4 protein-coding genes are annotated in these 13,076 nt (G+C 63.0%); all 4 read left to right on the forward strand.

The genetic code is table 11. The annotated features are described in order from the left end of the window. The first annotated feature begins 273 nt into the window (after positions 1 to 273). Genes RBB32_RS10590 through RBB32_RS10605 form a run of 4 tightly spaced genes read left to right on the forward strand, consistent with a single transcriptional unit; the run spans position 274 to position 13,051 of the window. A complete protein-coding gene (locus RBB32_RS10590; RefSeq protein ID WP_306152678.1) occupies positions 274 to 6,711 on the forward strand; it encodes a type I polyketide synthase in 6,438 nt (2,145 codons plus the stop codon). A gap of 3 nt (positions 6,712 to 6,714) precedes the next feature. After that, a complete protein-coding gene (locus RBB32_RS10595; RefSeq protein WP_306152679.1) occupies positions 6,715 to 7,728 on the forward strand; it encodes a glycosyltransferase family 2 protein in 1,014 nt (337 codons plus the stop codon). Beyond that, positions 7,725 to 12,347, forward strand: coding sequence for a MupA/Atu3671 family FMN-dependent luciferase-like monooxygenase (locus tag RBB32_RS10600; RefSeq protein ID WP_306152680.1), 4,623 nt, complete (start codon positions 7,725 to 7,727; stop codon positions 12,345 to 12,347). Before RBB32_RS10595 ends, RBB32_RS10600 begins: the two co-directional genes overlap by 4 nt. A 5-nt stretch (positions 12,348 to 12,352) precedes the next feature. After that, the gene (locus RBB32_RS10605) at positions 12,353 to 13,051 is read left to right on the forward strand and encodes a 4'-phosphopantetheinyl transferase (RefSeq protein WP_306152681.1); all 699 of its coding nucleotides are present in this window, start codon (positions 12,353 to 12,355) and stop codon (positions 13,049 to 13,051) included. Positions 13,052 to 13,076: the final 25 nt, after the last annotated feature.

The following is a 13,076-nucleotide window of genomic DNA, read 5'->3' on the forward strand; positions in this document are numbered from 1 at the left end:
CGATTCTGCTGCTTGTGGTTGCCGGGTATCTCAAATGTGGCGGATTGTTCCCTATCAAGGAACAATTCTGTATAATGTATGATAATCGTTGCTGGGTGCACCTGCTGCAACCTGTGATGGAAAAATAAAAACACTGTAAAAACAATCAATTAAGGGGAAGGCTTGTTTTGTGTTCTGCCTCGCGGCTTTGGTGTTTTTTGGTAAAGTCGTATATGATGATGCGGGGGCATTTGCAGGTCTGAAGACATGTTGAATGCGAGTAATGAGTGGGTAATGTCCGAGCAAAAGCAATCGGGTGCTGACGAGCCGATTGCGATCGTCGGGATGGCGGTTGATTTGCCCGGGGCACCTACGGCCAACACATTTTGGGAAAACCTTCGTGACGGGGTCGAATCGATCGAGGCCCTGGACGAAGAGGCTTTGCTTGCCGCGGGTGAGTCGCCCGAGCGGATGCACCACAAGGATTACGTGGCCTCGGCGGCGCGCATGGCGGCGTTTGACGAGTTCGACGCCGATTTCTTTGGCTTTTCCGCCAAGGAGGCGGCAATCCTTGACCCGCAGCACCGCAAGTTCATGGAAGTCAGCTGGGGCGCGTTGGAGAACGCCGGCCATATGCCGGAGCGGTTCAAGGGCGATATCGGCGTCTATGCCGGCTGTGGCATGGGCAGCTATTTCTATTTCAACATCTGTTCCAATCCGGGCCTGATGGACGATGTGGGCATGTTCCTGTTGCGCCACACGGGCAACGACAAGGATTTTCTGGCCACGCGGATCAGTCATATCCTCGACCTCAAGGGGCCGAGCATCAACATCCAGACGGCCTGTTCGACCTCGTTGGTGGCGGTGCATTATGCCTGTAACGCGCTGCGGCAGGGCGATTGCGATATGGCGCTGGCCGGTGGTGTGACCATCGAGTTGCCGCATGGCCGGGGCTATGTTTTCAAGGAAAACGAGATACTGTCGCCCGATGGGCATTGTCATGCCTTTGACCATCGCGCCAAGGGCACGGTCTTTGGCAGCGGCGCGGGCTGTGTCGCCCTGCGCCGGTTGAGCGATGCCGTGGCGGATGGCGATCACATCTGGGCGGTGATCCGGGGGTCTGCTGTCAATAACGACGGGGCGGACAAGGCCAGCTATCTGGCCCCTTCGGTGGATGGGCAGGCGGCGGCGGTGTCGAAAGCTTTGGACAACGCGGGCGTGTCGCCCGAGACCGTGGATTACGTGGAATGCCACGGCACGGGCACCTATCTGGGCGATCCGATCGAGGTGTCGGCGTTGAGTGAGGCCTTTGGGCGTGGCACGGATGCGACGGGCTATTGCCGGATCGGATCGGTCAAGACGAACATCGGCCATCTGGACACGGCGGCGGGGGTGGCGAGCCTGACCAAAGCCAGCCTTGCCTTGCATCACAAACAGATGCCGCCGAGCCTTGGCTATGAAGCGCCGAACCCGGCGATTGATTTCGAGACCAGCCCGTTCAAGGTGAACGATTCCTTGCGCGATTGGGATGGGCGCGGTAGCCCGCGCCGGGCCGGGGTGAATTCTCTGGGCGTTGGGGGCACCAACGCGCATGCCATTCTGGAAGAAGCGCCCGAGCGTGGGGCCTCGGAGGAGTCCGACTGGCCCTTCCATGTGCTGTGCCTATCGGGGCGGAGCAAGGCGGCGCTTGAGGGCAACTCCAAAGCTTTGGCCGCGCATTTACGGGCCAATCCGAATGTGGATTTGGCCGATGTGGCATGGACCCTGAAAGAGGGGCGGCGCGCGTTTGACAAGCGGCGGGTTCTGGTGGCCGAAACCGCGATCGAGGCGGCGGAGTTGTTGGAGGCCGGGGATACCCGGCGGGTGTTTAACCACGAGGCTTTGGGCACGTCGCCCGAGGTGGTCTTCATGTTCCCCGGCGGCGGCGCGCAATACGTGGATATGGCGCGGGATCTTTATGAGACCGAGCCGGTTTTCGCCGAATGGATGGACCGGGGATTGGACCATCTTCAGGCGCAGTTGGACTATGACATTCGCGCGCTCTGGATGCCCGAAGAGGGCGAGGTAGAGGCGGCGCGAGAGCGTTTGAAGCAGCCTTCTGTGCAGCTTCCGCTGATCATGATCGTGGACTATGCGCTGGCGCAATTGTGGATGTCATGGGGCGTGAAACCCGCGGCATTGGTTGGCCATTCCATGGGGGAAAACACGGCGGCCTGTCTGGCAGGCGTGATGGGTTTCGAGGATTGTATTGATCTGGTCCTGCTGCGCGGGCGGCTGTTTGATACGGTGCCCAAGGGTGGGATGCTGTCGATTTCCTTGCCGGTGGCCGAGATCGAGGCGCTGGTCGGCGATGATCTGGATATTGCCAGTGTGAATGCACCGGAATTGAGTGCGGTGTCCGGGCCGGATGCGGCGCTGGATGCCTTGGCCGAAAAGCTTGAGGCGATGGGGGCCGAATACAGCCGCGTGGCGATTGATATTGCCGCGCATTCGCGGATGCTGGACCCGATCCTGGAGGAGTTCCGCAGCTTCCTTGCCGGTTTGAACCTGAGCGCGCCGAAAATCCCGGTGATGTCGAACCGCACTGGCGCGGTTTTGACGGTGGATGAGGCCACCAGCCCGGAGTATTGGACCGCGCAGTTGCGCAACCGGGTGGAATTTGCCGCCTGTGTGAGTGAACTGGCGCAAGTGCCGGGGCGCGTCTATCTTGAGGTTGGGCCGGGCAAGGCGCTGAGTTCGCTTGCCCAGATGTGCCCGGATGTGGCCCCCGGTCAGGTGCTGAGCAGCCTGCGGCACCCGGATCAGGATATGGCCGACGATGCCTATTTCCTGGGGGTGATAGGGCGGCTTTGGGCCTGTGGGGTTGAGGCCGATTGGGGCCAGATTTGGGGCGAGGCCAAGCGGCAACGCCTGCCGCTGCCGGGCTATGCCTTCCAGCGCAAGCGGTATTTCATTGAACCGGGCACGGCGGCTGTGGCTGAGACAGCGCCCCGCGCCTTGATGCGGCAGGAGGATATGGCCGACTGGGGCTGGCGGGCCAAGTGGTTGCCGCGCTTTGCCCCATCGGAATTGGTGGCCAATGCGGATTTGGCGGCTTTGCCGGTGCAAAGCTGGCTGATGTTCATGGATGACGCCGGGGTGGCCGAGGCTGCCGCCGCGCGCTTGGAGGCTGCAGGCCACAAGGTGGTGCGCGTGGTGTCGGGCGATACCACGCAGGCACTTGGGCCGGGGCGCTATAGCCTTGCGCCGGAAATGGGGCGCGCGAGCTATGACAGCCTGTTTGCCATGCTGGACGAGGCCGGGGAAATGCCCGAGCGCATCGGACATTTCTGGCTGGTGACGCGGGAGGAGACATTCCGCCCCGGAAGCAGTTTCTTTGATCGCAATATGGAACATGGGGTCTTTAGCCTGACGCATCTGGCGCAGGTGCTGGGTGAGCGGGACTTGGAAACCCCGGTGCATATCAGCGTTGTGACCAATGGGGCCGAGCAACTGACCGATGAGGCATTGCCGTATCCTGAGAAATCTATTGTTGCGGCCTCGGCGGGGGTGATCCCGCGCGAGGTGCCGGGGTTGAGTATCGGGGTCATGGACATTGCCTTACCTGCGCCGCGTGAGGTGAAGGGCGGGTTTTTCCGCACGCCTGAGCGGGCTTTTGATCTGCCCGACGATCTGGTGGGGCAGGTCTTGGAAGAGATCACTGCGACGCCGGGCAACTGGCAGGCGGTGCTGCGGGGCGCGAAGCGGTTTGAAAAGAGTTATGCGCCGGTTGCGCTGGCCGATGAGGGCGAAGCGCCGGTTTGGCGCGAGTGCGGGACATACCTGATCACCGGCGGGTTCGGCGGGATCGGGCAGACCGTGGCGCGTGACTTGCTGCAAAACCACCATGCCAATGTGGCGCTTCTGTCGCGAGGCGGGGTGCCCGCGCGCGAGGAATGGGAGGCTTACCTCATGGCGCATGCCAGCCATGATGCCACGGCCAAGCGTATTCGCGCGCTGCAAGAGCTGGAAGGTTTGGGCGGCAAGGTAATTGCCGTGTCAGGCGATATCGCCAATGCGCAGGACATGGCGCAGGTAAAAACCGAGGTTGAGGGACGTTTTGGGCCGGTGACAGGTGTCGTTCATGCCGCCGGTGCCATCAGCGATGGCCCGCTTCTGGCCAAGCGTGAGGCCGAGATGGACGCGGTGTTCGCGCCCAAGATCACCGGCACGCGGGTGCTGGAGGGGCTGTTCCCCGATGGCAGCCTTGAGGTTCTGGTGCTGTTTGCGTCGTCCAGTACGGTGACGCGCCCGGCGGGGCAGGTGGATTACGCCGCCGCCAACGAGTTCCTTAACGCCTATGCCAAGGCGCGCAAGGGCGATGCGACCAAGGTGATCGCCGTCAACTGGGGCGTCTGGGCCGAGGTGGGCATGGCCGCCGATGCCATGGCGACGCGCACGGGCGAAACCAAGGAAGTGTGGCGCGCTGTGGATCAGCCCTTGTTGGACGAGGCCGAGGGCGGCGCGCGGTTCCGCACCACCTTCAGCGCCGAACGCCATTGGGTTATCGACGGGCACCGGACCAAGGCGGGCGATGCCCTGTTGCCCGGCACCGGGTTTATCGAACTGGTGGCCGAGGCGATGGCGGCACGCGGCCAGAGTGCGCCTTTCGAGATCAGTGATCTGCATTTCCTGCGGGCCTTTGACGTGGCCGAGGGGCAGGCCCGCGCGCTTGAGTTGCGCATGGATGGCCCGGAAGTGGAGTTGCGCGGGGCCTGCACGGTTGAGGGCCGCGAGGGCACGGTTTTGAATGCGCAGGCCAATCTGCGGCCCTTGTCGGGTGCCGTGTCGAAATGGATTGATATTGCGGCGGTCGAAAGCCGCTGTGCCGTGCCACTGGTTGCCGAGGCCGGTGGGCGTTTGCAGGCCCCGCAAGAGGTGCATTTGGAGTTTGGCGCGCGTTGGCATGTGCTGCGCGAGATGGCGCTTGGCAATGGTGAAGGTTTGGCGCGGCTGAGCCTGCCCGACGCTTGCAAGAGCGATCTTGAGGCAGGCTATATCCTGCACCCCGGCTTGATGGACCCCGCCACCGGCTGGGCGATGGAATTGATCCCCGGATATCAGGGCAATCACCTTTGGGTGCCTTTGTCTTATGGCACGGTGAGGGTGTTGCGCCCGCTGCCCGGTGAGGTTGTTAGCTGGGTGCGAATGGGTGAGGCCCAAGAGGATAGCGCCAGCTTTGACATTTCGCTTTGCGATGCGCGCGGCAAGGTCTGTGTCGAGATCGAGAATTTCCGCATCACGCGTCTGGCCAGCGCCGAAGGGTTCGGCAAACCCGCGCCGATTGCGCCCTCGGAGGTGGAATTTGCGGGCGGTGGTACGGCGGTGCCGCTGTCGGCGGATGAAGAGCGGTTGCTTGACAACATTGCCCAAGGTATTCGCCCCGACGAGGGGGCCGGGGCCCTGCGCCGGGCGATGGCCTCGGGGCTGTCGCAGGTCGTGGTCAGTTCACTGGACCTTGAGGCGATGATCGCGCAAGCCGAGGTGAGCGAGGTTGCAGAAAGCGGCGAAAGCCAGAGTTTCGAGCGGCCCGATCTGGACGGTGATTTCCTTGCCCCGCGCAATGCCATTGAAGAGGCTTTGGCCAAGCAGTGGGAGAAATTGCTGGGCGTCAGCCCGGTGGGCATCGAGGACAGTTTCTTTGATCTGGGCGGTCATTCCCTTATCGCGGTGCGGCTTTTCGCGTCGATCAAGAAGGAGTTCGGGGTGGAGTTCCCGATCTCGGTTCTGTTCGAGGCGCCGACGATTGCGACGATTGCCGCGCGGATCGAGGCGCAGACGGGGCCGGTGGCAGATGCGGACGAGGGCGGGGCCATGGCCGCGCCCGCACAGGTGCAAAGCTTTACCCATCTCGTGGCGCTGAACAAAGGCGATGCCACGCGCAAACCGCCCTTGTTTATCGTGGCGGGCATGTTCGGCAATGTGTTGAACCTGCGCCATCTGGCGCAGCAGTTGGGCGAGGATCAGCCGGTTTACGGCGTGCAGGCGAAGGGCTTGATCGGTGATGATGCGCCGCATACCTGCGTGGAAGAGGCTGCCGCCGATTATCTGGCGGAAATCCGTCAGGTGCAGCCCGAAGGCCCGTATCTGTTCGGGGGCTTCTCGGGCGGTGGGGTCACTGCCTATGAAATGGCCCAACAGGTCAAGGCCGAAGGCGGTGAGGTTGCGCTTTTGGCTATGCTGGACACACCCTTGCCCGTGCGGCCAAGCCTGTCGCGCCGCGACAAGGCGCTGATCAAGCTGGCCGAGATCAAGCGCAAGGGGCCGGCGTATTTCAAGGAATGGGCCATGAACCGCCTTGAATGGGAGCTGCGCAAGCGTCAGCCCAAAGGCGATGACGCGCAGGGCTTTAACAACCACAAGATCGAGGCGGCCTTCCGTCACGCAGTGGCGCAATACAATCTGAAACCGTGGGATGGGCCGCTTTTGTTGTTCCGCCCGCCGTTGGACAAGCATTGGAAGGTTTCAAACGGCAATTGGGTGAGCGCGGCGCGCGAATATGTCTTTGACGACAATCAATGGACGCGCTGGGCGCCCAAGGTGAAGGTCATCGAAGTGCCCGGCGATCATGATAGCATGGTGCTTGACCCTAATGTCGCCGCATTGGCCCGCTACTTGTCCGCCGAAATTGCCCGAGTGACCGAGACGGGCGTGACCGCCTCGGAGTGGGAAAGTGTGACCGCAGCGGAGTAGAGAGTGACCCAAGCAAAAATCCTGACGGTGATCCTGAATTATCGCACGCCTGAGTTAACCATACAGGCGGCGCAGGCGGCCGTGCGCGAAATGCGCGGCTTGGGGGGTGAGGTGGTGATCGTCGATAATGCCTCGGGGGATGGATCGTTTGATACCATCCGCGCCAAGGCGGAGGCGGAAGGCTGGACACAGGACGGGTTTGCGCGCGTGGTGCAAAGCCCGGAAAATGACGGTTTCGGCGCGGGCAATAATTTCGGCATGCGGTTGGGGATGTCCTCGGGCGAGGTGCCGGATTTCTTCTATATCCTGAATTCCGACGCGTGGCCCGATCCGGGCGCGGTTAAGAAACTGCTGGATGTAATGCAAGACGAGCCGCGCGCGGGGCTTGCCGGCAGCTATATCAAGGGTACCGATGACGCGCCGCATTGCACGGTGTTCCGATTCCCATCGGCCAGTGGGGAGTTCGAGGGCGCGGCGCGCACCGGGTTTATTACCAAGCTCTTTAAATCCTCGGTCGTGCCCATGGAAATACCCACGCAGACAAGCCAAGTGGATTGGGTCGCCGGAGCCTCGGTTCTGATGCGGCGCGAGATGCTGGACGAGATTGGCCTCTTTGATGAAACCTTTTTCCTTTATTACGAGGAAACCGAGCTGTGCCGCCGCGCGGCGCGTGCGGGTTGGCAGACCTTTTACGTGCCTGCCAGCGAGGTGGCGCATGTCGGCTCGGCCTCGACCGCGATGAAGGAATGGGCGCGCACGCCGCGCTATTGGTTCGAATCGCGGTTTTACTATTTCACCAAGGTTCATGGGCGCGCCTATGCGATCTGGGCCACGCTGGCGCGCTTGGCGGGCTGTGGCATCTATGGTTTGCGCCGGGTGCTGAGTGGCAAGCCACAGCGCGATCCGCCCGGTTTTGCCCGTGATCTTCTTTCCCATTTCCTGGCCGCCATGGTTTCGCGCGGCCCATCCCGGCGCGATGTTTCCTTGGCCCGGCCCATGACGGAGGACAGCAAATGACCTCAATTTCCACGCTTTTGATCGGCGATGAATCCCTTTTGGTGGGCTGTGGTGAGCATCTTCTTGAAAAGGGCCATGGCATTGCGGCGGTTGTGACGCGCGATGCTGGCGTTCGGGACTGGGCCGAGGGTAAGGGCATTGCCGTTATCGAGTCCATGGACGATGTGGCTGGCACGGTTGCCCCGGGATCGGTGGATTGGCTGTTGAGCATTGCCAACCTGAGGGTCATTCCGCAGGCGGTTCTGGATCTGCCCGCCAAGGGCGCTGTCAACTTTCACGACGGGCCTTTGCCGCGCTATGCTGGGTTGAATACCCCGGTCTGGGCGATCCTGAACGGTGAACCCGAGCATGGCATCACCTGGCACATGATCGAAGGCGGCATCGACGAGGGCGATATCCTTGAGCAGCGCATGGTGCCGATTGCCGAGGATGACACGGCCTTTAGCCTGAACTCCAAGTGTTACGCGGCGGCGATGGACAGTTTCCCGGCGCTGGTGGCGCAGTTGGAAAGCGGGAATTTGCAGCGGCAGGCGCAAGACCTGTCGCAGCGCAGTTATTTCGGGCTGGATCATCGCGCACCGGCGGGGGCGCATCTGGATTTCAGCAAACCGGCGGCCGAGGTTGCGCGCATGGTGCGGGCCTTGGATTTCGGCGGCTATCGCAACCCGGTGGGCACGGCCAAGGTGACGCTGGCCGCGCAACTGGTGAGCGTGGGGCATGCCGAGGCCGAAAGCAGCGTCACGACAACAGAACCGGGCACGGTGTTGGAGGTCATGTCGGACCGGTTGCGCGTGGCGACGGGCGGCGGAGCTATCACGCTGTCGGCCTTGCGCAGCACCAAGGGACAACCGGTTGATCCGGCGCGCTTGGTGAACGCGGGGGATGTTCTGGGAATGCCCGACGCGGGGGCCTTTGACGCGGCGGCCAAGCGCGCGGCCAAGGCCGAGGCAGCGTGGATCAATGCGCTGTCTTCGATGCTGCCAGCGGAATTGCCCTTGGTGCAGCCCTCCGAAGATGGGCCGAAGTGGCAAAGCGTGGACATGCCCGGCGTATCGGGGCTGGATGAGGCCGGGATCGCGGCGGCGGCCTTGACGTGGTGCCGGATGAGTTGCGGCGACCGGGCGGCAATGCTGGCCTATACCGATTCCGGTTTGGACGAGGCAGCGCAGGCCGCGCCGGGGGTCTTGGCGCATTGGGTGCCCTTGGGCACGGACGAGGCCGGGGCGGGAAGCCTTGGCGCCACGCGCGAGGTCTTGGAAAAACAGCTTGCCCGTGCCGCAGAGAAAGGCGGCTTTGCCGCCGACCTGGCCCTGCGCCTGCCCGAGTTGGATGGGCTGCGCGTACCGCAGATGGCCCTGCACATGGGGCAGGATGCGCCGGTTGAGGACACTGTGGTCACGCTGGCCGTTGCCGGTGGGAAGATGCGCTTGCATTACGATGCCGCGCGCCTTTCGCCCGAGGCGGTGGACCTTTTGGCCGAGCGGCTGAAACTGGCGCTTGAGGCCTGCGCCGGGGCGGATGATGCGGCGGATTTTGCCGATCTGGTCCCCTTGCCCGAGGGCGAAGCGCGGCAGGTGACCGAAGGCTGGAACGACATGGCTGTCGATCTGGATGGACCTTTGACCATTCACGCCGGTTTCGAGGCGCAGGTCGAAAAAACGCCCGATGCCGTCGCGCTTGCCTTTGAGGATCGAGAGTTAAGCTTTGCCGAATTGAACGGGCAGGCCAATGCCATGGCGCAGGTGTTGCGCGATCAGGGCGTGGCCCCCGGTAGCCACGTGGGCCTTTGCGTGCATCGTGGGCCGGAGTTGTTGATCGGTGCACTGGCCATCCTGAAGGCGGGCGGGGCCTATGTGCCGCTTGACCCGGCGTACCCGGCGGATCGTCTGGCGCATTACGTGACCGACAGTCAGGCCAGTGTGGTGCTGACGCAGGAGGGGTTGCGCGGGACGCTGCCCGATACAGGGGCCAAGGTCGTGACATTCGAGGCGCACCCGGAGGTGGCCCAAGGCGTGGCCGAGAACGTGGACGGCGGCGCGGGTGCCGATGATCTGGCCTATGTCATCTATACCTCGGGCTCTACCGGCACGCCCAAGGGCGTGATGGTGGAACACGGCAATGTCGCCAATTTCTTTGCCGGCATGGACGCGGCGGTCGACCACGAACAGGGCGGCGTCTGGATGGCGGTGACAAGCCTTGCCTTCGATATTTCGGTGTTGGAGCTGTTCTATACGCTGGCGCGTGGTTTCAAACTGGTTCTGGTCAGTGAGGAGGGCCGTGCGGCGATCTCGAACGGGGCGATCAGCGGATCGGGCCGAAGGGCGGATTTCAGCCTGTATTACTGGAGCAATGATTGCGAGGCTGGGCGCGGTAAATACGAATTGCTGTTGGAAGGCGCGAAGTTTGCCGATGCCAATGGCTTTGACGCGCTTTGGACGCCCGAGCGGCACTTCCACGCCTTTGGCGGGCCATACCCCAACCCGGCGGTGACCGGCGCGGCGGTGGCGGCGATCACCCAGAACATCCAGGTGCGCGCCGGTAGCTGTGTCGCACCCCTGCACCATCCGGCACGGATTGCCGAGGAATGGTCGGTGATCGACAACCTGACCAATGGCGGCGCGGGGCTTGCCATGGCGTCGGGCTGGCATCCGAATGATTTTGTTTTGCGCCCGGAAAACACGCCGCCCAACAACAAGGACGGCATGTTCGAAACCATCGACCAAGTGCGCCGGTTGTGGCGTGGCGAGGCGGTGGATTTCCCCAATGACAAGGGCGAGATGCTGCCGGTGCTGACGCAGCCGCGCCCGGTAAGCAAGGAACTTCCCATCTGGATAACCACGGCGGGCAACCCCGAAACATGGCGCGAGGCGGGGCGCATCGGCGCGAATGTCCTGACCCACCTTCTGGGCCAAAGCATCGACGAGGTGGGCGAGAAGATCACGCTTTACCACAATGCCCTGCGCGAAAACGGGTTTGACCCCGATGATTTCACCGTGACGGTGATGCTGCACACCCTGATCGGCGACGACCGCGAGGCCGTGCGCGAGATCGCCAAGGGGCCGTTGCAGGACTACCTGCGCAGCGCGGCGGGGTTGATCAAGCAATATGCCTGGGCCTTTCCGGCGTTCAAGAAACCGAAAGGTGTCGACAATCCTTTCCAGCTTGACCTGTCGGCGCTGGACGAGGACGCGATGGAGGCGATCCTTGAGTTCGCCTTTGACCGGTATTTCAACGATTCCGGCCTGTTTGGCACGGTTGAAGACGGGATTGCACGGGCTGAGCAACTCAAACAGATCGGGGTGGGCGAGATTGCCTGCCTGATCGACTATGGCATCGACAATGCGCATGTTCTGGAAGGGTTGACCCACCTGGCGAAGGTGCGCGAGCGGTCGAACGAGGCGGCGGAACTTTCTGCCGATGACTTTTCGATCGCGGCGCAGATCATGCGCCATGACGTGACCCATATGCAGTGTACGCCCAGCATGGCGCGCATGCTGACCATGAATGACGAGGCGCGTCTGGCGCTGGGCCGGGTGAAGCATCTGTACCTTGGCGGTGAGGCCCTGCCGGGAAGCTTGGTGGATGATTTGCGGTGCTGCACGCGGGCGCAGATCACCAATATGTACGGGCCGACGGAAACCACGATCTGGTCGGCGGTGCAGAACGTGGATGGTTCGGTCAGTGGTGCGGGGGCCGTGGCAATCGGCAAGCCCATTGCCAATACCAATGTCTATGTTCTGGACGAGGCGGGGCAGGTCTGCCCGGTGGGTGTGCCCGGTGAATTGCTGATCGGTGGCAAGGGGGTTGCGCGGGGCTATTGGCAGCGCGAAGACCTGACCGCAGAGCGTTTCGTGCCCGATCATATCGCCGGTCATGGCCGGATGTATCGCACCGGCGACCTGGTGGCCTGGAGCGCGGAGGGGCGCTTGGTCTTCCTTGGACGCAGTGACCACCAGGTGAAGATCCGCGGGCAGCGGATCGAACTTGGCGAGATCGAAGCGCGGCTTGCCAGCCATAGCGCTGTGCGCGAGGCGGTGGTGATTGCCCGCGAGGGCGCTGGCGAGGCGCCGGAACTGGTGGGGTATGTCACCGCCACGACCCCTGTCAGCGAAGAGGTGCTGCGCGCGCATCTGGCCGAGGCCCTGCCCGAGGTGATGGTGCCGCGCCACGTGGTGACGCTGGAGCGTTTCCCGCTGACGCCGAACAAGAAGATCGACCGCAAGGCCCTGCCTGCGCCGGATGTGAAGGCCGCCGCCGAAGCGGTGGTTGAAGCCCCGGCCAAAGGCGGCAGCGCCGAAACCATCGCGCGCATCTGGGCAAGGGTTCTGGGCCTGCAAAGCGTTCAGGGCAGCGACAGCTTCTTTGAACTGGGCGGTCATTCGCTTTTGGCGGTGCAGGCGCACCGGGAAATCCGCAACGAGTTGGAGGCGCCCAAGCTGGCGATCACCGATATCTTCCGCTTCCCGGTTTTGAATGCGCTGGCCGCGCATGTGGACGGGCTTTTGGGCCATACGCCTGACCCGACGCCCGAGCCTGCGGCCGAAGATGCGCCGGATGTCAGCGAGACCATGTCACGCCGCCGCGCGATGCGGGCCAACCGAGGGCGGCGCGCGGGATGAACGACTTGGCCGACATATTCGCCGAAGACACCATAGAGGCCATTGCGCGGGATTTGTTTCCCGAGGATGTGGCCGTGGGGTTTGCCTTTCCTTGGGGGGCGCCCGAAGGGATGTTGCCCGGTGAGCCCTCGGGCCTTGTGCGCCCGACCCAAAAGCGTTTGGCCGAGTTTGCCGCAGGCCGCCGCGCCGCGCATCAAGCGATGGAACGTTTGGGCGTTCCGGTGCGGGCGGTGGCCCATGGGCTGGATCGTGCGCCCGTTTGGCCACGCGGTTTGGTCGGCGGCATCTCGCATACCGATACGCATTGTCTGGCCGTGGTGGCGCAGGATACGGATTACGCGGCGCTTGGTCTTGATCTGGAAGCCGACGAGGATTTGCCGCGCGACCTGATCGAGGTGGTCTGTACCCCGGCAGAGCGCGGGTGGCTTTCGGTGCAGCCTCATGAGGTTCGTGGTCGGCTGGCGCGGTTGATCTTTTCGGCCAAGGAATGCGCCTACAAGGCACAATTCGGCCTGACGCGGCAATTGATCGGGTTCGAGGCTTTTGAGATTACCCCTGACCTTGAGACCGGACAGTTCGAGGCGACCTTCACGCAGGATGTCTTGCCGTTCACGCGCGGGGCCTGCCTGCATGGGCAGTTTGCCTTTGGCGGTGGTATTATCCTGACTGGCATGGCATTGCCGGGTAAGGATGCGGCGCGATAGGTGTTACCAACAGGGTGAGCGGGGA

Source organism: Roseovarius sp. MMSF_3281 (genome assembly GCF_030733685.1).
Lineage (GTDB): Bacteria > Pseudomonadota > Alphaproteobacteria > Rhodobacterales > Rhodobacteraceae > Roseovarius.

What these genes read in the sequence shown, in the direction of transcription:
- RBB32_RS10590 (WP_306152678.1), top strand. Translation starts at nt 274, where the DNA reads ATGTCCGAGCAAAAGCAATCGGGTGCTGACGAGCCGATTGCGATCGTC.
- RBB32_RS10600 (WP_306152680.1), top strand. Translation starts at nt 7,725, where the DNA reads ATGACCTCAATTTCCACGCTTTTGATCGGCGATGAATCCCTTTTGGTG.